Source organism: Mesorhizobium sp. M1C.F.Ca.ET.210.01.1.1 (genome assembly GCF_004791585.1).
Taxonomy (GTDB): Bacteria; Pseudomonadota; Alphaproteobacteria; order Rhizobiales; family Rhizobiaceae; genus Mesorhizobium.
On sequence record NZ_SRUU01000014.1, the window covers coordinates 89,686 to 109,665 of the forward strand.

Genomic DNA, 19,980 nt, shown 5'->3' on the forward strand with positions numbered 1-19,980 from the left:
GGCATGGCAAAGACCAAGGTGGAAGCTGAACCCGAAGCCGACCAGCCGGACGAGCAGCTCGACCGCGCCATCGAGGAATTGCGCGGCGTGCTCCGGGAAGAGGAGAAGCGTCCGGACGCCGCCCTCCAGGCGGGCACCAATTCCTCGATCATCATGACCATCCCGGTCGACGTGCAAATCATCCTCGGCAGCACCGAAATGCCGGTGTCGGAGCTGATGGCGTTGCAGAAAGGCTCGACCGTGGCGCTCAACCGCCGCATCGGCGAGCCGGTCGACGTGGTGGTCAACGGCCGCAGAATCGCGCGCGGCGAGATCACCGTTCTGGAACACGATCCGTCGCGCTTCGGCATCAGGCTTACCGAGATCATCGCAGCGACGAAGAGTGCCTGAGGATGGCCGGCGGGAGCATTCACCGGCAGCGGAGCGAGGCATAGATGACATCATTGACGCTGACGCGCCCGCAAAAGGCCGCCGCCATACTGGTGGCGATGGGCAAGCCCTCGGCCAGCCGGCTGCTCAAATTCTTCAAGCAGGAAGAGCTGAAGGCGCTGATCGAGGGCGCTCGTCTGCTGCGGACCATTCCACAGGGTGACCTCGAACGCATCGTCGCGGAATTCGAGGCCGAGTTCACCGAAGGCGCCGGCCTGCTCGATTCGGCCGACCGGATGGACACGATCCTCAACGAATCGCTGTCGCCCGAGGAAATGAGCGCCATCATGGGCGATAGGAAGTTCGAGGCGGCGCCGGAGGGACCGCCGCCGATCTGGCCGGATCTCGAAAAGCTCGAGCCGACGCGTCTCGGCACCTTCCTGGCGGGTGAACACCCGCAGACATCAGCCATGGTGCTGTCGAAACTTGCGCCGCAGACCGCCGCCAATGTGCTGCTGACCATGGAAAAGCCGATACGCAGCCAGATCATCAGGCGCATGGTGACGATGGCCAACATTCCCGACACGGCAACCAGGATCGTCGAGAACCAGTTGCGCGCCAGCGTGCTTTCGCAAAAAACGACCAGGGATACGTCGGCCGGCCAGGAGCGCGTCGCCGGCGTGCTCAACGAAATGGCCAAGCCCGAGCTCGACGAGCTCATGCAGGACCTGGAGGAAGCCGGCACGCCCGACCTCGCCGGCGTCAGGTCGCGGCTGTTTGCCTTCGACGACTTGCCGCTGCTCGCCCAGAAGGCGCGGGTGCTTCTGTTCGACGGGCTGTCGACCGAGCTCGTCACGCTGGCGCTGCGCGGCGCACCGGCGGAGCTTACCGAGGCCGCCCTGTCGGCGATCGGCGCACGCTCGCGCCGCATGATCGAATCCGAGCTCGGACAGGGATCGGAAGGCATCGCGCTGGCCGACATCATGGCGGCGCGCAAGACGATCGCCGTGGCGACCATCCGGCTGTCGCGTCAAGGAGCGTTCGAGCTTCCCGCGATGCAGGCCCCCGCCGAAGCGGCCTGACAAATAGCGGTCAGGTTGAGTCACCATGGCTGAGGCGGTCGACAAGGATTCCAAAACCGAGGAAGCCACAGAAAAGAAGATTCGCGACACGATCGAGCAGGGCAAGCTGCCTCACTCGCGCGAGACGGCGATCTTTGCTTCCTTCCTCGCCATACTGGTGTTCACCGTCTTCTACGCCAAGGGCGCCATCGTCAATCTCGGCATGTTCCTGGCGATGTTCCTGGAAAAGCCGGAAGCGTGGCCGATGGACACCGAGACCGACGTCATCGAGCTCTACAAGACAGTCCTGTTCGAAATCGGCCACGCCGTCGTCAGCCTGCTGGTGCTGCTGGTGGTTGCCGGCGTCGGTGCCTCGGTATTCCAGAACCTGCCGCAATTCGTCGGCGATCGGATCAGGCCGCAACTGTCACGCATTTCGATCGCCAAGGGCTGGAACCGCCTGTTCGGCCTGCAGGGCTTCGTCGAATTCGGCAAGTCGCTGGCCAAGCTTGCCTTTGCCATCGCCGTGCTGGCCTTCACGCTTTCGGAGGATCATCGCAGGCTGCTCGCCGGCATGATCACCAACCCCGTCGCCTTCGGCCTGGAGATCCGGGGCATCGCCGTCGACATATTGACGGCGATCGTCTTCGTCATGGGGCTGATCGCGGTCGCCGACATCGTCTGGTCGCGCTTCCACTGGCGGCGCGATCTGCGCATGACCAAGCAGGAGGTGAAGGACGAGCTGAAGCAGTCCGAAGGCGATCCGATCGTGAAATCGCGCCTGCGCTCGCTGGCGCGCGACCGGGCGCGGCGACGCATGATGACAGCGGTGCCGCGCGCGACGCTCATCATCGCCAACCCGACCCACTACTCCATCGCGCTGAAATATGTCCGCGAAGAGGACTCCGCTCCGGTCGTGCTCGCCAAGGGCCAGGATCTGGTGGCGCTGAAAATTCGCGAGATCGCCAGGGAGCACAACATCCCGATCTTCGAGGACGTGGCGCTTGCCCGCTCCATGTACAAGCAAGTTTCGGTTGATAGCGTGATCCCGTCGCAATTCTATCAGGCCGTCGCCGAGCTGGTGCGGATCGTCTACTCGAAGAAGGCCGAGCGCAGAGCAACCTCATGAACGGACGCTGCTTGTAATCCATGAACCGGCAACCACACGCCAATTCACGCGAGCAGATCGTCGCCGGCGCCATCCAGGACGTGGTGGGCGAGCTGCGCCTGATCGAGGTCGCAGACTACATCGCCTTCATCCGGCTTGAGCATTTCGCCTGCCTGTCGGACCTGGTGGACTCGGCCGCCGAACTCTATTTCCAGCCGGGCACGCTCAGGCTTGGCCATGGCGGCGAAGCGCATGTCGACTGGACGGGCCATCCGCGCATCGTGCTGGATCTCGAGCTTCGCCCGCGCGGCGTCACCGTCTATTTCCAGCTGACGCTGACCGGGCAGGGGTCGTCCGTGGTCGTCAACTACGTGTCTTTCGAGAAGCCGGGCGAGAGCCCGGAGCACAACACGGCTCTGCTCGAGGATGCCATCGATCAGGCGCGCATCCGTAAAACGGAACCGCTCGCCTATCCCTGACGACAATTTCGGCAGCAGACGCTTGGCCCGAGCGACTAGAGCCTATTCCATCCCGATTCATCGGGATGGGGCTCTATCTATTTGTTTGAGCATGATCTTTCCCGAAAACCGGAACCACTTTTCGGGATCACGCTCTATTCGATCAGGCCAAGACGCAGCGCCTTGGCGACCGCCTGGTTGCGATTGACCGCGTTGAGCTTCTGCGTCGACTGGGTCAGGTACTGGTTGGCGGTGTGCACCGACAGTTTCAGGAGCTTTGCGATCTCTTCGCTGGTGTTGCCGTTGGCGGTGAGCTTCAGGCATTCGAGCTCGCGTTTGGAGATCGCGCGCGTCCTGCCGGTTTCGCCTGGACGGACTCGGGCGACTGCCGCGAACAGCGCAAAGCAGCGCGCGTGGATTTCGCAAAGCGTGTCGTCCGATAGCGTGATGTCCGACCCCAGGAAGACCACCAGGCCGCACTGGCCGCGCTCCGCGTGCACCGGAAAGGCGATGCCGTCGGTGCCGGGCGCCAGCGGCGCGGTCGGCTCGGACCATGCCAGCTTCTCAAACGTCCCCCGCGAGCCGGCGATGCCGTCATCGGCCCACCAGCGCGGTGCCGTCGAGATGCGGCTGTGGCGCACCATCTCCTCGCCGCTGGCGCCCGAGATGAATTTGGTCGTGACGGCGGTCGATGGGTAATCGGAATCGAAGCAGGCGACCAGGCGCGCGCGCTCCAGCGAAGGGCTGACGAAGAACAGCCCGAAACCGGAAGCATTGATGTCGACGGCAATCCAGCGGCATCGGCGCACGGCGTCCGGGATGGTCACCGCATGATGCGTCTCCGATCCGAGCGAGAAGGCGCCGAACGGATTGCGCTGATCGTCGAAAAGGGCGGCCGCCGCCTCTCTGACCTGTGCGTGCTTCAAATGATGCCGCTCCTGATCGCGGTCGCAATCGCCATCGCGCGGTTGCTGGCCGCGAATTTCTGGATGGCATGCGTGATGTAGCTGTTGACGGTGTTCGACGAGACGCCAAGGATGAGGGCCACCTCGTCGGTGGTCTTGCCTTCAGACACCCAGAACAGGCACTCGCGCTCGCGGTCCGACAGCGGATCCTGCATGGATGCCGCGGCGATCAATTGCGGGATGCTGGATAGCGCGTAGCAACATTTCAGCTGCGCCCTCATCAGGGCCGTGAGGTCGATCTTGTCGGGCTCGGCGGCGGAAAACAGCACGAACAGGCGCTGGCGGCCGACATTGAGCCTGAGCGAATAGATCTCGGCATGGCCGAGCACGTCGAGCAGCCGGGCTTCCTCGCCGGTCAGCAGCGCGCCGGCATCGGGCGCATGAGCCGCGACCAATGGCTTAGGGCGCACGCCGGGAGCCGCCGTCAGCGGCCCGAGCGCAAGGTTGGCGATCAGCCTTTTGCCGATCAGCTCGATGGCATCGAAAATCCAGTTCGACGACACGATGCGCGCGTCGTTGCGGTCCTGGTCGTGCACGATGGCCACAAGCATGTAGCTGTCGGCGCCGATATCGGCGGCAAGCTGCATGAAGAAGCTGGTGAGATCGCCGCGGGACGCCAGGCGCGTGCCTGAAGCGTCGGATTGAAGAAGCGCGGCGGGACTGCTCATTTTGATGTTCTGGCCGGAATCGATCCCTGTGCCCGGTGCCGGCATTTGCCAGCGTCCGGACCCGAAACGCGTCACGTTCACGAAGACACACTCAAGGGCGCGCACAGCGCCCAACCAAGCCGAATCCTTGCAGGGCACGCGAAGCCGTCCGCGTCTGGTGCCGGCCGGATGCCGGAACTTGAGACTTTGGGTGGTCGCCGCGCCCCCCGTGGACCGGCTGATTCGGGTCTAATCTACCCGCAGATGAATCCGACATCAAACGCGATTTGACAAAATCGAATCTGGTGGACTCGCATCGCGACTCAGACGCCGCAACTCGCGTTACGGGGCGGCAAATTCAGGGGTGGATCGAGCCGATAGTTTTCCGGCGGGGTCGCTGGAAAATACGCCCCCGCTGCCGCATCCGAGGGCGTTGTCGTTTCGACCGGGCGTCCGCTCAGCGGTCCTCGAATCCGGTCAGCACGCCGACGGCGTTGATGCCGATCTCTTCCACCGCGTAGCCGCCTTCCATGACGAACAGCGTCGGCAGGCCGAGCCTGGCGATGCTGCGGCCGATCTTGGGGTAATCCTCGCTCTTCAGCTTGAACTGGCTGATCGGATCCTTCTCGAAGGTGTCGACGCCGAGCGAGACAATGACGACTTCGGGCGCGTAGGCGGCAAGGCTGGCGCAGGCGTCCTCCAGCGAAGCGTTCCAGCGGTCCCAGTCGGTGCCGAAGGGCATCGGATAGTTGACGTTGAAGCCTTCGCCCTCGCCCTCGCCGCGCTCGTCGGCGTGGCCGAGGAAGAAGGGGTATTCGACCATCGGGTCGCCATGCAGGTTGAGCACCTGGACGTCGCCGCGGCGGTAGAAGATCTCCTGCGTGCCGTTGCCGTGGTGGTAGTCGACATCGAGGATGGAGACGCGGCTTGCGCCCTGGTCGCGGAACCACTGCGCGACGACGGCGGCGTTGTTGATGAAGCAGTACCCGCCCATGAAGGCGGCGCCTGCGTGATGGCCGGGCGGCCGGCAGAGCGCGAAGGCGGTCCGCTCGCCGCCCTTGACCAGGGCTGCCGCCGTCAGCGCGACGTCATAGGAGGACTTGATCGCCGCCCAGGTGCCCTCAACGAAGGTGGCGCCGGCGTCGAAGGAGTAATAGCCGAGCAGGGCGTCGATGCGCTTCGGCGGCACATCGCTGCGCAACCCGCGCGTCGGCCAGGTGAAGCCCATGGCCGAGCCCTTGAAGCCGGCGGCGACCCATTCCGGCCACACGGTCGGCAGAAAGTCGACATAGCGCGCATCATGCACGCGCTTGGCGGCGGCAAGGTCATGCTCGACCGGGCCGATGATTGGGCCAAGCTTCTCGCTTTCCAGCCTTGCCTTGATGAACTCAGCCCGCGACGGCTTCTCGAAACCCGGCACGATCGCCGAAGTGACCAGTTCCATCTGGCCCGAATGACCGGCGTGGAGAGGCGAAAAGACAGTTTTCATACGAATTCCCCTGGAGTGCGAAATCAGTTGGAAACGTGAAATCAGTCGAGGTTGAGATAGGGGTTCACAAGAGCCAGCCACATGGCTTCCACATCGTCCTCGATGAGGTCGAATGTCTTGCGATCTCTCTTCAGTCCGACAAGCCTGCAGGCGTGCCCGACCTCCATCATCACCAGGCCCAACCGTTTAGCGGTCTTTTCTTCCAGGGACGGATTCACATGCTGCAGCCAGGCTGCGTAGAGGGCGATGATCTCTTTGTCGTATTCGTCCTGGATCGGCCTCAGATCGGCGTTGCCGGATATCGCCTCGATCACCGGCATCAGGGTGGCGTTGTCGAGATAGATCTTGGATGTGTCGATGAAGAGCTTGCGCACTTCCCGGCGAAACTCTTCGCGGTTGGTGGGCGGGGGGACTTTGATGCGCTTCGCGATGACCTCGGGAAAGGACGACAGCCAGCGCCTGGCGAGGTCGAGAAGAATGGCTTCCTTGTTGGGAAAATATTGGTAGACCGATCCGACCGACAGGCCCGCGCGCTGCGCGATGGCCAGCGTCGTCGGCGTCCTGGTTCCCTGCTCCCGGGTCAAGATCAGCGCCGCGTCGAGAATCCTGTCGACCACCTTGCTTGACCGTTGTTGCCGTGGCTGCTTGCGCGGTTCGAGCGCTATCCTAGTCTTGCGGTCGAGACTGCGCTTCACGTTCCGATGCCCTCGTTCATCGCCCGGCCTCAACACAGGCGCGGGTGCTTTCCACTATACATTGCAAATTCCGGCTGTTGACAAACGCGAATAAACAGTCGCATTCTTTATCCACGCTGTCTTCCACGATAACAAGGGGAATTTCGAAGACGGCGCATCGGCATCGACTCTCGTCCCACGGCGCCGCCCCAGTGGAGCGGCAGCTCGCTGGACTTGGCGTTGTCGGTCCCTCAGCAAAATGTGGAGTCGCGATGTCGGTTGGTGGTGCGGATCTGATAGTCGTCAACGGCCGTGTGCTGACCATGGACGATGACAATCCCGCCGCTGAGGCTATAGCCGTCAAGAACGGCGCCATCATCGCCATTGGCAGCCGCGCTTCCATCGAAGAGCTCAAAGGCCCTGCCACCCGGGTCATCGATGCCCAGGGCGGCTCCGTCCTGCCGGGCTTCATCGAAGCGCATATGCACCTCTTCGGCGGCGCGGCCGAGCTCGACAACCTGCATCTGGCGGGCGTGCATGGGTTCGATGCGCTGCGCGACGCGATCCAGGCTTATGCCGCCGACCGTCCAAATGCGAGACTGCTGATCGGCGCCGGCGTCGACTATGCGATCCTGCCCGAGCCTGTGACGCGCCACGATCTCGACCGCATCATTCCCGACCGGCCCTTCGTCATGTCGGCTTCCGATCACCACACGATGTGGGCGAACACCAAGGCGCTCGAAGAGGCCGGCCTGCTCCATGGCAAGCGGGTGGGGCCGGGCAACGAAGTCGTCATGGGCGCGGACGGACTTGCCGCCGGCGAGTTGCGCGAGAGCGAAGCGTTCGGGCCGGTCCTCGACCATTTCGGCGCAAACCGGACGCGGCTTGGTCTGGAAGGAGCGGAGCCCGACCCTTATCCGTCCGCCGCCGAACTTGCCGCTGACCGCGACCTCATGCATCGCGGGCTGCAGTGGTGCGCCAAGCACGGCATCACCTCGATCCAGAACATGGACGGCAACCTCTATCAGCTCGAGCTGCTGGCCGGGCTGGAAGAAGAAGGGCGGCTGCTCTGCCGCACCAAGATCCCGTTCCACTTCAAGAATTTCATGAAGCTGGACATGCTGGAAAAAGCCTCGCGCATGGCGGCGGCCTATAGTTCCGAGTGGCTGTCGTCCGGCATGGTCAAGGTCTTCTATGACGGCGTGCTGGATTCCTGGACCGCGGTGATGGTCGACGACTATGCCGACCGGCCGGGCTGGCGCGGCGAACCGCTTTTTTCGCCCGAGCATTTCGCCGAAGTGGCGGTCGAGGCCGACCGGCGCGGCCTGCAGATCGCCGTGCACTCGATCGGCGACGGCGCCGTGCGGGCGGTGCTTGACGGTTATCAGGCAGCGGCGAAGAAGAACGGCAGGCGCGACAGCCGCCACCGCGTCGAGCATATCGAGGTCACCACGCCGTCCGACGTGCCAAGGTTTGCCGAGCTCGGCGTGCTCGCCTCGATGCAGCCGCCGCACCCGCCGGGCGCCATGAACTTTCCCCTGGAGCCGACGATCTCGCGCATCGGCCGCGACAAGTGGCCGCTGAGCTATGCCTGGCGCACGCTGAAGAACGCCGGTGCGCGCGTCGTCTTCGCCTCCGACTGGCCCGTCTCGCCGGTTGATCCGATCCTGGGCATCCAGGCGGCGGTGATGCGCAAGCCTTGGGCAGAGGACCTGCCGGATCAGAGCTTCTCGCTCCATGAAGCGATTGCCGGCTACACGGTCGAGGGCGCCTATGCCGAGTTCATGGAGCATCGAAAGGGCCGCCTGAAACCCGGATACCTCGCCGATATCGTCGTGTTGTCGGCCGATATCGAGGCGACGGCGCCGGAAGCGCTGCACACTGTGCGGCCAGTGACCACGATCTGCGGCGGAAAGGTCACTTACCAAGCCTAAGCATAACCAAACCTGAGGTTGTGGCATGGGAATTGCGTCTAAAAGTCGAATAGCAGCTCCGCAGTTGCCAAGGCAGCTGGCTTGTGGTGACAATCAATCAGGAACACACCTGCCGCCAAGAGCAGGCTCTCTCAATGGGGTAATCGTGCCGGAACAACCGGGTAAGGACGCGATCGAAGTTCGCGGTGTTCGCAAGGTATTTGGAACCGGTGAAAGCCAGGTAGCCGCCCTCGACACGGTGTCGGTGTCGATCCGCGAGAACGAGTTTTTCACGCTGCTCGGCCCATCCGGATGCGGGAAGACGACGCTGCTGAGATTGATCGCCGGTTTCGATTTCCCTACCGCCGGCGAGATACTGCTGCACGGCCAGGACATCGCGCCGCTGCCGCCCTTCAAGCGCCCGGTCAATACCGTCTTCCAAAGCTACGCGCTGTTCCCGCACATGACGGTGGCGCAGAATATCGGCTTCGGGCTGGAAATGCTCGGCAGGCCGAAGGCCGAGATCGAGGCGCGCGTCGCCCAGATGCTGAAGCTGGTCAAGATGGAGGCGCTCAAGGCGCGCCGGACCAGCCAGATCTCCGGCGGCCAGCAGCAGCGCGTGGCGCTTGCCCGGGCGCTGGCGCCGCAGCCGAAGGTGCTTCTGCTCGACGAGCCGCTCTCGGCGCTGGACTACAAGCTGCGTAAGGAAATGCAGATCGAACTGAAGCGTTTGCAGCACGAGACCGGCATCACCTTCATCTTCGTCACCCACGACCAGGAAGAAGCGCTGACCATGTCGGATCGCATCGCCGTGATGTCGGCGGGCAAGATCCTGCAGGTCGGCACGCCGCGCGACATCTACGACCGGCCGGCCGAGCGCTTCGTCGCCGACTTCATCGGCGAAACCAACTTCCTGCCGGGCACGGTGGTGTCGAAACAGGCCGGCGTGGCGACAGTCAAATTCGCCAGCAACGCGACGATCAGCGCCGGCTATCCGGAAGGCTTCGATCCGGCCGGCGAGGTGACGCTGGTGGTGCGACCCGAGCATGCCGATCTGGTGCCCGATCCGGCCAAGGGAACGGTCACTGGCACGCTCTCCAACATCGTCTATTTCGGCACCGACACGCATTACCACGTGAAGCTCGACGGCGGCGGCGAGAATTTCATCGTGCGCCACCAGAACAGCCGTTCGAGCGTGGTGACCTACGAGACCGGCGCCAAGGTCGGCATCCAGTTCGAGGAGGACGCCGCCCGCGTCCTGAAAGACTGATGACGACAGCCGCTCTCTCCCCGACCACGCTCTCCAAGGCCGCATTGTTCGAGGCCAAGGCAGTGAAGACCAGCGCGCGGCGCAACCGGCTTCTGTCGCTGCCGGCGCTTATCATCATCGGCGTGTTCGGCGTGCTGCCGCTGATCATCATCTGCGTTTATTCGTTCCTGGCCGCGGCGCCCTATGGCGGCGTGCAGTGGAAGTTCTCGACCGACGCCTATCTGAACTTCCTGTTCCAGCGCGACATTTTCGACGACACGCTGCAGTTCACGCCGGATTTCCTGATCATCTACCTGCGCTCCTTCCTGTTCGCGGTGGTGACGACGGTGATCTGCCTGCTGCTCGGTTTCCCGACTGCCTATTTCATGGCGACGCGGCCGCCGGCGCAGCGCAACTGGTGGGTGCTTCTGATCACCATTCCGTTCTGGTCGAACCTTCTGGTGCGCACGCTGGCGATCATGTTCATCATCCGCGACGAGGGCCTGATCAACAACGCACTCTTGGCGCTCGGCGTGATCGATAAGCCGATCACCATGCTCTACACCAACTTCGCCATCCAGCTCGGCCTGCTCTATGCCTTCCTGCCGTTCATGGTGCTGCCGCTCTATTCCAGTCTGGAGAAGCTCGACTTCCGGCTGATCGAGGCGGCCTACGATCTCTATGCGACGCGCCGGCAGGTGCTGTGGCGGGTGATCATTCCGCTGTCCAAGCCCGGCATTGTCGCCGGCTGCCTGCTCGTCTTCATCCCGGCGCTTGGCGCCTATGTGACGCCGCTGATCCTGGGCGGCGGCATCCACCTGATGATCGGCGATCTCATCGCGCAGCAGTTCGGCTCGGGACGCAACTGGCCGCTGGGCTGCGCGCAGGCGCTGATCCTGATGGCCGCGGTGCTGGTGGCGCTCTACTTCTACGTCCGCAACACGGCGGGGAAGGTGCAGCATGGCTGATCCCCGCGCGATCGACATCAAGGAGCAACCGGGCTTCCGGTCGATCGCCATCATCTGTCTGCTGGTGCTCTATGTACCGGTGCTCATTCTGATGATCTTCTCGCTGAACAGCGGCTCACTGATCACGCATTGGGAAGGCGTCACGCTCAGTTGGTACGGCAGTGCGTTCCTCAACGAGGAATTCCATGCCGCGGCGCGCAATACGCTGATCATCTCGGTGAGCGCGACGATCGTTTCGACGATCTGCGCGACGCTTGCCGCAATCGGCATGACACGGGTGAAGCCGTGGCGCGGGCTTGCGGCAGCCTTCATGGTCATCAACCTGCCGCTGATGGTCCCGGAGATCATCACGGCGGTGGCGACGCTCTCCTTCTTCGCGCTGATCGCCGGCGCGTTTGGGCTGAATTTCGGCATCGGCAATCTGATCCTTGCCCACACCGTGTTTTGCATTCCGTTCGCCTATATGCCGATCCGGGCGCGTTTGGAGGACATGGACCTGACGCTGGAATATGCGGCGGCCGACCTCTATGCGACGCCCTGGAATGCTTTCAAGCGCATCACGCTGCCGCTGCTGGTTCCAGGCATCATGTCGGGCGCGGCGCTGGCCTTCATCGTCTCCTTCGACGATTTCACCATCACCCAACTCGTCGCCGGTCCCGGCCAGACGACGCTACCGCTGTACATCTGGAACCAGATCCGGCGCCCGATGACGCCAGAGATCAACGCCATCTCCACCATCCTGCTCATGGTGTCGATCCTGTTCGTCTCGGTCTCGTTCCTGATCGCGCGCCGACGCGCCAAATGAGCTCCAACACAAAACAATGGGAAGGCAAGGAGAACATAAAATGTCTAGAAAACTGATGGCGGCCGTATCCGCGGCCGTGCTGTTATGGGCAGTGCCGGCGCTCGCCGACGGCGAACTGCACATCTACAACTGGGGCGACTACACCAACCCGAAGCTGATCGAGAAGTTCGAGAAGCAGTACAACATCAAGGTGACGCTGGACGACTACGACTCCAACGAAACCATGTTGTCCAAGGTGCGCGCCGGCAATTCCGGCTACGACATCGTGGTGCCGTCGGATTACACTGTGAAGATCATGATCGAAGAGGGCCTGCTCGAAAAGACCGAGCCCAACGCGATGCCGAACGGCAAGAACCTCGATCCGCGCTTTGTCGACGTCTACTGGGACAAGGGGCGCCACTACACCACGCCGTGGCAGTTCGGCACGACGACGTTCTCGGTCAATACGGACAAGTTCAAGGGCGATATCGACACGCTGGCGATCCTGTTCAATCCGCCGGATGAGCTCAAGGGCCAGATCAACGTGCTCGACGACGTCAACTCCGTCATGCATGCGGCCGAGCGTTATGCCGGTGTGCCGCGCTGCGGCGCCGATAAGGCCAATCTGAAGAAGGTCAACGACATCCTCGTGGCCGCCAAGCCGTCGTGGAAGACGTTCAGCTACGACACCATCACCAAGATCACCTCGGGCGACGTGATCGTGACCGAGCAGTGGAATGGCGCAGCCTATCGTTCGCGCAAGCAGATCCCGGCGATCAAATATGCCTATCCGAAGGAAGGCATCGAAGGCTGGATGGACAATGTCGCGGTGCTGAAGGGCGCCAAGAACCTGGAGAACGCCAAGCTGTTCCAGGACTTCGTCATGGCGCCTGAGAACGCGGCGCTGATCTCGGACTTCGCGGGCTACGACAACGGCATTGCCGGCAGCCACAAGTTCCTGCCGCCGGAATTCGCCAACTCACCGGAACTCAACCCGCCGGCGGGCGCGTCGGCGCCTGAATTCGTGCCGCCGTGCCCGCCTGAAGTGGTAGAGATCTACAACAAGATCTGGACCAACCTGCGCAAATAGTCCGGCGCAAGATCATGCAGGAGGGGAGGCTCCGGCCTCCCTTCTTTGTTTGTTTCTGTGCATGTCGTTCTCCCAAACCGCCACACACTTTTTGGGTGACATGTATTGGGGAGGGGTTCATGAGGTCTTATCGCAATTCCGATCCGCGGCCGCCGATCATGCAGGGCTCGCCGCCCAAGTTGGTGCTGCCGAAGCTCGATTGGGACCGGCCGCCGTGGAATCGCTGGGCCTTTCAGCACATCAGCGAATTCCTGCCGACCGTCGAGGTCTGGCGCGGCCATGGCCATCGCCGCCGCCTCGACCGCGCCGATGTCGATCTCGACGGCCTGGCAGTAGCGGACAGCGAAGGCCGTCCGACGACGCTCGCCGGGCTGCTCGACGAAACCTATACGGACGGCTTCCTGGTGCTGAAGAACGGCAGGGTCGCCTATGAGCGCTATTTCAACGGCATGGACGAACGCACGCTGCATCTGTCGCAGTCGATGGCGAAGTCGGTCACCGGATCGGTGTTCGGCATCCTGGTCGGGCGGGGCCTGATCGATCCGGCCAGGCTGGTGACCGACTGCCTTCCGGAGCTCGCCGAGACCGCTTGGGCCGGCGCCACCGTTCAGCACGTGCTCGACATGACGACAGGCGTGCGCTTCTCCGAGGAGTACACCGATCGCTATTCCGAAATCGGCCAGGTCGATGTCGCCAGCGGCTGGAAGCCGATCCCGCCGGGCAGCGATCCCGACTTCCAGTGGCCGTCACATCTGTTCGAGCTGATCCTGCGGCTGAAGGACAAGGTGCGCGAACATGGCGAGGCCTTCGAATACCGCTCGATCGAGACGGACGTGCTCGCCTTCATCATGGAGCGGGTGAGCGGCAAGCGGCTGGCACAACTGATTTCGGAAGAACTCTGGCAGAAGCTCGGCGCCGACGAGAGCGCCTGTTTCACCGTCGACAGCGCCGGCTATGCGCTGGCCGATGGCGGCTTCAACGCGACGCTGCGCGACTATGGTCGTTTCGGCCAGCTGATCCTCGACAATGGCGGCGGTGTGATCCCGGCCGAGTGGATCGACGCGACGCGCAGCGGCAGGCACGGTCCCGATTTCAATCCCAGCCTGCCGGAGGGCAGCTACCGCAACCAGTTCTGGATCGAGGACCCGCACTCGCGCGCGCTGATGTGCCGGGGCGTATTCGGGCAGCTGATCCACATCGACTGGGACAACAGGATGGTCGTGGTGAAGCTTTCGACCTATCCGGATTTCACCAACATCGCCTATTCGGTGGCGACGCTGAAGGCCGTGCACGCCATCGCCGCCGCGCTGACCTGACCTGCAGACAAGACACCCGGGAGAGAGATCGTGACCGGCAAGACCGCGTTCGAGGCGAGATATGGCTTTGCCCGCAAGGATGTGAGGCTGGACAATTGGCGTCTGAGGCCATTCAGCCAATGGTCGTTTCAGAATGTCGGCGAATTGGTGCCGAGCGTGCACGTTGCGGCCGCGCCCGGTGGCGAGGAACAGGCGAAAGCTCTGGGCGGGTTGCTCGGCGAGAAGGTTACACTCGCTGGCGGGCCCGAAACCGTCGAGGCCTTCCTCAAGCGTTCCGACACCGACGGGCTGGCGATCATGAAGGCTGGCCGGCCGGTCGGCGACTGGTCGGCGCCGCATATGCCGTTCGGCCAGCGCCACATCGTCTTCTCGATCAGCAAGTCGGTGACGGCGATCCTCGCCGGCATCCTGGAAGGCGTTGGCGTGTTCGACGCGGAAGCGCCGGTGACGGAGTACATTCCCGAAGCCGAGGGCTCGGCCTATGGCGACGCGAGCGTGCGCAATGTGCTCGACATGACGGTCAGCCTCGACTTCGAGGAGGCCTATCTCGATCCGCAAAGCGCCTTTGCCCGGTATCGCCGCGCGACGCTGTGGAACCCCGGCGGCGGCTCGGAAAGCCTTGCGGCGTTCCTGCTGACGATCCAGCGTCTCGCCGAGCCGCACGGGCAGACCTACCGCTACCGCTCCCCCAACTCGGACATGCTCGGCATCCTGCTGGAGCGGGCATCCGGCAAGCGCGTCAGCGACCTGCTCAGCGAAAAGCTTTGGCTGCCGCTCGGTGCCGCGAGCGAGATGTCGGTCACGGTCGACATGGAGGGCACCGCGCGCACGGCGGGCGGCATGTCGATGACGCCGCGCGACCTCGCCCGCATCGGCGAGATGATGCGGCAGGGCGGGGCGGCCAACGGTCGTCAAATCGTGCCGGACGCCTGGGTGCGCGACACGGTTGCCGCCGGCGGCAGCTATGAGGCCTGGCAGCGCGGCACCATGGCGTTCCTTTTCCCGAAGGGGCGCTACTGCAACAAATGGTACCAGATGGGCACAGCCAGCGGCGCCTTCTGCGGCATCGGCATCCACGGCCAATGGCTTTATGTAAACCCGAAGGCCGAGGTGGTAATCGCGAAAATGTCATCGCAGCCGGAACCTGTCGACGACCGGCTCGACGTCGATGTCGTCGCCTTCCTGGAGGCGCTGAGCGGGATGGTCTGAACTGTTCTGACGCTTCGTCTCACGGCTGTTTCCTGTGGACCTTCCGGGTCCGGTGACCGCACCAAGGTTGGCGAGCGGAGCATCCCGGCCTATGGTCGCCGCTCTTTTCGACAGGGACCAGCATGGCATCGGACATCAAGCGCATCGCAGCAATCATCGCGGCCGAGATCGGTTCGCGGCCGGAGCAGGCCGCGGCGGCTATCGGCCTGCTGGACGAGGGCGCCACGGTGCCGTTCGTTGCGCGCTACCGCAAGGAAGTCACCGGCGGTCTCGACGACACGCAGTTGCGCGATCTTGCCGAGCGGCTTGCCTATCTGCGCGAACTCGATGCGCGCCGTGACACGATCCTCGGCTCGATCCGCGAGCAGGGCAAGCTGACCGAGGAATTGGAGGCCAAGGTCGCGGGGGCGAGCACCAAGGCCGAGCTGGAAGACATCTACCTGCCTTACAAGCCGAAGCGCCGCACCAAGGCCGAGATCGCCAGGGAGCGTGGGCTTGGACCGCTGGCCGAGGCGATCCTTGCCGACCGTTCGGCGGTGCCGGCAGAGCTGGCGCTCGCCTATGTCACCGAAGAGGTGCCGGACGCCAAGGCGGCACTCGAAGGCGCGCGCGACATCCTGTCGGAGCAGTTCGCCGAGAATGCCGATCTGGTCGGCAAGCTGCGCGTCTATATGAAGGAACGCGCCTTCCTGCGCGCCAAGGTGGTCGACGGCAAGCAGGAAGCGGGCGCGAAATTCTCCGACTATTTCGACCATGTGGAGCGTTGGGCCGGCGTGCCCAGCCACCGTGCGTTGGCCATGCTGCGCGGCCGCAACGAAGAGGTGCTGTCGCTCGACATCGAGGTCGATGCCGACGATCAGTCGCCGGTGAAGCCGGTCGAGCGCATGATCGCCAATGCCTATGCGATCGGCGGCAATCTGCCGGGTGACAAATGGCTGACGGAGGTCGCCGGCTGGACCTGGCGGATAAAACTGTCGCTGCATCTGACGCTCGATCTGATGCGCGACCTGCGCGAACGGGCCGAGGAAGAGGCGATCCATGTCTTCGCCCGCAATCTGAAGGATCTGCTGCTTGCCGCGCCCGCCGGCTCGCGGCCGACCATGGGTCTCGACCCGGGCATTCGCACCGGCGTCAAGGTGGCGGTGGTCGACGGCACCGGCAAGCTGGTGGCGACGACGACGGTCTATCCGTTTCCGCCGAGAAACGACGTGCGCGGCACGCAGGCGGAACTTGCTGCCCTCATCCGCCAGCACAAGGTGGAACTGATCTCGATCGGCAACGGCACGGGCAGCCGCGAGACCGAGAAGCTGGTCGCCGACATGCTGTCGGACCTGCCGGCTGGTGCCGGTCCTAAGCCGCTCAAGGTTATCGTCAGCGAGGCGGGCGCCTCGGTCTATTCCGCCTCGGCCACGGCAGCGGCAGAGTTCCCGGGCCTGGATGTGTCGCTGCGCGGCGCGGTGTCGATCGCCAGGCGCCTGCAGGATCCGCTCGCCGAGCTGGTCAAGATCGAGCCGAAGTCGATCGGCGTCGGCCAGTACCAGCACGATGTCGACCAGTACCGGCTCGGCCGCTCGCTGGAGGCGGTGGTGGAAGACGCGGTCAACGCGGTCGGCGTCGATCTCAACACGGCGTCGGCGCCGCTGCTTGCGCGGGTTTCAGGGCTGGGGCCGTCGCTCGCCGAAGCGGTCGTTGCCCATCGCGATGCCAGCGGTCCTTTCTCCACCCGGCGCGACTTGCTCAAGGTTGCACGGCTCGGGCCGCGCGCGTTCGAGCAATGCGCCGGCTTCCTGCGCATTCCGAACGGCGCCGAGCCGCTGGATGCTTCCTCGGTGCATCCGGAAGCCTATGGCGTGGCGAAGAAGATCGTGGCTGCCTGCGGCCGCGATGTGCGCTCGCTGATGGGTGACAGCGCCGCGCTCAAGGCGCTTGATCCGCGTGTCTTCGTCGACGAGCGTTTCGGCCTGCCAACGGTGCGCGACATTATCACCGAGCTGGAAAAGCCGGGCCGCGACCCGCGCCCAGGCTTCAAGACGGCGACCTTCGCCGAGGGCGTCGAAGACATCAAGGACCTGAAGCCCGGCATGCTGCTCGAAGGCACCGTCACCAATGTCGCGGCCTTCGGCGCATTCGTCGACATCGGCGTGCACCAGGATGGGCTGGTGCATGTCTCGCAATTGGCTGATCGATTCATCAAGGATGCGCATGAGGTGGTGAAGGCCGGCGACGTGGTGAAGGTACGGGTCGTCGATGTCGACATCAAGCGCAACCGCATCGGGCTTTCGATGCGCAAGGACGGCGACGGCGGAGCCTCGCGTGGCAGCCAGCGTGACAATGGCGGCGGCAAGCCGGCGCCGCGCTCGCCGATGCCGCAGCGCCAGCCCGAACGGCCGGCGCAAGGTGCTTTCGGCGCGGCGCTCGCCGAGGCGATGAAGCGGAAGTAGCTACCAGGCCAGAAAAGCCGGCTCCTTCTCCACCTGGCCCAGCAGCCAGTCGCGAAAACTGGCGACCGGCGGGTGGCCGCGTTTGTCATGCGGGACAACGAGGTAATAGGCGCTGCGGCTCTGCATCGGCTGACCCGGCGTCGGCACGAGCTGGCCGCGCTGCAACTCTCCGGCAATCAGGATTTCCGGCAGCAGCGCGACACCGAGCCCGGCCATGCAGGCCTGGGCAACCGTGCCGAACTGCTCGAACTGCATGCCGGGGCCGGTCGGCGCGCTGAGGCCCTGCTCTTCGAACCATTCGCTCCAGGCGCCTGGGCGCGTCGCCATGTGCAGCAGCGGCAGGCGGCCGATGTCGGCCGGCGTGGCGATGTCGCGGCTGGCCAGAAATTGGGGTGAAACCACCGGCATGACGGTCTCGCGCATCAAAAGCGTGCAATCCGCGTCCGGCCAATCGGGCATGCCGTGGTGGATGGCGGCGTCGAGCCGCTCGCGGGCGAAGTCGAAGCGGCCAATGCGGGTGGCGAAGTTGATGGTGATGTCGGGGTGGCGGGCGACGAAATCCGGGATGAGCGGCATCAGCCAGCGCGTGCCGAAGGTCGGCAGGATGGCAAGGTTGAGGACGCCGCTATGCCGATTGCTCATCAATCCAAGAGCGGCATCGCGCAACTGGCCAAGCGCCGAGCGCACCGCTTCGGCATAGATCTCGCCCGCCGCCGACAGCCGGACATTGCGGCTGTCGCGTTCGAACAGCCGGCGGCCGAACTGTTCTTCCAGCAGGTTGATCTGCCGGCTAACGGCGCCTTGCGTCAGATCGAGCTCGCGGGCGGCCGCGGTGAAGGAGCCGAGGCGCGCCACCGCCTCGAAGGCGGCAAGCGCGGCGGTGTTCGGCAAGAGACGGCGCTGGACGTTCATGATCCATTACTAACGCTCATTGATCGGTGATGCAATTTTGTTTGATTTTTCCCCTGCGGAGGCGGATAAGCCCGGCACACAGAAAATATGCCGGGAGTCCAAGGTCATGGCCGCCGAGAAGAACGCCTTCGTCTGGAACGATCCTTTCCTGATCGAGGATCAGCTTTCCGAGGACGAACGCATGGTCCGCGACGGCGCGGCGGCGTTCGCCGCCGACAAGCTCGCGCCCCGCATCGAGGAAGCCTATCTCGACGAAAAGACCGATCCCTCGATCTTCCGCGAGATGGGCGAGGCGGGCCTCCTCGGCATCACCATCCCGGAGGAATATGGCGGGCTCGGCGCCAACTACGTGACTTACGGTCTGGTGGCGCGCGAGGTCGAGCGCATCGATTCCGGCTACCGCTCGATGATGAGCGTGCAGTCGTCGCTGGTCATGTACCCGATCCATGCCTACGGCTCGGAAGAGCAGCGCAAGAAGTACCTGCCGAGGCTCGCCTCCGGCGAATGGATCGGCTGCTTCGGCCTGACCGAGCCGGATGCAGGCTCCGACCCGGGCGGCATGAAGACGCGGGCCGAGAAGACTGCCAATGGGTACCGGCTTTCCGGCTCGAAAATGTGGATCTCCAACGCGCCGATCGGCGACGTCTTCGTCGTCTGGGCGAAGTCGGCAGCGCACGACAACCAGATCCGCGGTTTCGTGCTGGAAAAGGGCATGAAGGGGCTTTCGGCGCCGAAGATCGGCGGCAAGCTCTCGCTGCGCGCATCGATCACCGGCGAGGTGGTGATGGAAGGCGTCGAGGTCGGCGAGGAGGCGCTGCTGCCCAACGTCTCGGGCCTGAAGGGGCCGTTCGGCTGCCTCAACCGGGCGCGCTACGGCATCTCCTGGGGCGCTATGGGTGCCGCCGAGGACTGCTGGCACCGGGCGCGGCAATACGGCCTCGACCGCAAGCAGTTCGGCAAGCCGCTCGCCGCCACGCAGCTCTTCCAGAAGAAGCTCGCCGACATGCAGACCGAGATCGCGCTCGGCCTGCAGGGCTCGCTGCGCGTCGGCCGGCTGATGGACGAAGGCAAGATGGCGCCGGAGATGATCTCGATCGTCAAGCGCAACAATTGCGGCAAGGCGCTCGACATCGCCCGCCAGGCCCGCGACATGCATGGCGGCAACGGCATCCAGATCGGCTATCACGTCATGCGCCACGCGCAAAACCTGGAGACGGTCAACACTTATGAGGGCACGCATGACGTGCATGCGCTGATCCTCGGAAGGGCGCAGACGGGGCTCCAGGCGTTTTTCTAAGCCGGCAACGCTGCTTAAATTAGGTGCAGC

18 protein-coding genes are annotated in these 19,980 nt (G+C 64.0%); 13 read left to right on the forward strand and 5 right to left on the reverse strand.

What is annotated here, in order from left to right; genetic code table 11:
- The first annotated feature begins 3 nt into the window (after window positions 1-3).
- The 4 genes from fliN to EN853_RS17530 are packed head-to-tail and all read left to right on the forward strand — an operon-like array spanning window position 4 to window position 3,017.
- A complete protein-coding gene (gene fliN / locus EN853_RS17515) occupies window positions 4-390 on the forward strand; it encodes a flagellar motor switch protein FliN (RefSeq protein WP_127859151.1) in 387 nt (128 codons plus the stop codon).
- A gap of 44 nt (window positions 391-434) precedes the next feature.
- Window positions 435-1,451 carry a flagellar motor switch protein FliG gene (locus EN853_RS17520; protein WP_127859150.1) on the forward strand — a complete coding sequence of 339 codons (1,017 nt, stop codon included), beginning with the start codon at window positions 435-437 and terminating at the stop codon, window positions 1,449-1,451.
- 25 nt (window positions 1,452-1,476) lie between these two features.
- Complete coding sequence (flhB, locus tag EN853_RS17525) at window positions 1,477-2,559, forward strand: flagellar biosynthesis protein FlhB (protein WP_127859149.1); 1,083 nt, start codon at window positions 1,477-1,479, stop codon at window positions 2,557-2,559.
- 20 nt (window positions 2,560-2,579) lie between these two features.
- The gene (locus EN853_RS17530) at window positions 2,580-3,017 is read left to right on the forward strand and encodes a hypothetical protein (protein ID WP_127859148.1); all 438 of its coding nucleotides are present in this window, start codon (window positions 2,580-2,582) and stop codon (window positions 3,015-3,017) included.
- Between the two features lie 134 nt (window positions 3,018-3,151).
- Here EN853_RS17530 and EN853_RS17535 read toward each other — a convergent pair whose 3' ends face one another.
- The 4 genes from EN853_RS17535 to EN853_RS17550 all read right to left on the reverse strand — a co-directional run bounded on the left by EN853_RS17535 (window position 3,152) and on the right by EN853_RS17550 (window position 6,792).
- A complete protein-coding gene (locus EN853_RS17535) occupies window positions 3,152-3,922 on the reverse strand; it encodes a helix-turn-helix transcriptional regulator (RefSeq protein ID WP_127859147.1) in 771 nt (256 codons plus the stop codon).
- Window positions 3,919-4,629: a helix-turn-helix transcriptional regulator gene (locus tag EN853_RS17540; protein WP_127859146.1), complete on the reverse strand. Its 711-nt coding sequence runs from the start codon at window positions 4,627-4,629 to the stop codon at window positions 3,919-3,921. The genes EN853_RS17535 and EN853_RS17540 overlap by 4 nt, the downstream gene beginning before the upstream one ends.
- Before the next feature lie 436 nt (window positions 4,630-5,065).
- A complete protein-coding gene (locus EN853_RS17545) occupies window positions 5,066-6,097 on the reverse strand; it encodes a histone deacetylase family protein (RefSeq protein ID WP_127859145.1) in 1,032 nt (343 codons plus the stop codon).
- Between the two features lie 41 nt (window positions 6,098-6,138).
- A complete protein-coding gene (locus EN853_RS17550; protein ID WP_127859144.1) occupies window positions 6,139-6,792 on the reverse strand; it encodes a TetR/AcrR family transcriptional regulator in 654 nt (217 codons plus the stop codon).
- Window positions 6,793-7,043: 251 nt separating this feature from the next.
- Here EN853_RS17550 and EN853_RS17555 point away from each other — a divergent pair, with 251 nt between their 5' ends.
- The 8 genes from EN853_RS17555 to EN853_RS17590 all read left to right on the forward strand — a co-directional run bounded on the left by EN853_RS17555 (window position 7,044) and on the right by EN853_RS17590 (window position 17,741).
- Window positions 7,044-8,705, forward strand: a complete 1,662-nt coding sequence (locus EN853_RS17555; RefSeq protein ID WP_127859143.1) for an amidohydrolase — start codon at window positions 7,044-7,046, stop codon at window positions 8,703-8,705.
- A gap of 145 nt (window positions 8,706-8,850) precedes the next feature.
- Window positions 8,851-9,954: an ABC transporter ATP-binding protein gene (locus tag EN853_RS17560; protein ID WP_127859142.1), complete on the forward strand. Its 1,104-nt coding sequence runs from the start codon at window positions 8,851-8,853 to the stop codon at window positions 9,952-9,954.
- A complete protein-coding gene (locus tag EN853_RS17565) occupies window positions 9,954-10,901 on the forward strand; it encodes an ABC transporter permease (protein WP_127859141.1) in 948 nt (315 codons plus the stop codon). The genes EN853_RS17560 and EN853_RS17565 overlap by 1 nt, the downstream gene beginning before the upstream one ends.
- Window positions 10,894-11,706: an ABC transporter permease gene (locus tag EN853_RS17570; RefSeq protein ID WP_127859140.1), complete on the forward strand. Its 813-nt coding sequence runs from the start codon at window positions 10,894-10,896 to the stop codon at window positions 11,704-11,706. The genes EN853_RS17565 and EN853_RS17570 overlap by 8 nt, the downstream gene beginning before the upstream one ends.
- Before the next feature lie 40 nt (window positions 11,707-11,746).
- Complete coding sequence (locus tag EN853_RS17575; protein WP_167524507.1) at window positions 11,747-12,775, forward strand: extracellular solute-binding protein; 1,029 nt, start codon at window positions 11,747-11,749, stop codon at window positions 12,773-12,775.
- 119 nt (window positions 12,776-12,894) lie between these two features.
- Window positions 12,895-14,091, forward strand: a complete 1,197-nt coding sequence (locus tag EN853_RS17580) for a serine hydrolase (RefSeq protein ID WP_127859139.1) — start codon at window positions 12,895-12,897, stop codon at window positions 14,089-14,091.
- A 30-nt stretch (window positions 14,092-14,121) separates the two neighbouring features.
- Window positions 14,122-15,300, forward strand: coding sequence for a serine hydrolase (locus EN853_RS17585; RefSeq protein ID WP_127859138.1), 1,179 nt, complete (start codon window positions 14,122-14,124; stop codon window positions 15,298-15,300).
- A gap of 122 nt (window positions 15,301-15,422) precedes the next feature.
- On the forward strand, window positions 15,423-17,741 hold the full coding sequence (locus tag EN853_RS17590; protein ID WP_127859137.1) for a Tex family protein: 2,319 nt from the start codon (window positions 15,423-15,425) through the stop codon (window positions 17,739-17,741).
- Here the strand turns inward: EN853_RS17590 and EN853_RS17595 are convergent, their stop codons facing one another.
- Window positions 17,742-18,653: a LysR family transcriptional regulator gene (locus EN853_RS17595; RefSeq protein WP_127859136.1), complete on the reverse strand. Its 912-nt coding sequence runs from the start codon at window positions 18,651-18,653 to the stop codon at window positions 17,742-17,744. It abuts the gene before it with no gap.
- A 106-nt stretch (window positions 18,654-18,759) separates the two neighbouring features.
- On the opposite strand from EN853_RS17595, the gene EN853_RS17600 reads away from it, so the two are divergent.
- Window positions 18,760-19,950 (forward strand): acyl-CoA dehydrogenase, encoded by a 1,191-nt coding sequence (locus EN853_RS17600; RefSeq protein ID WP_127859135.1) that lies wholly within the window; start codon window positions 18,760-18,762, stop codon window positions 19,948-19,950.
- Window positions 19,951-19,980: the final 30 nt, after the last annotated feature.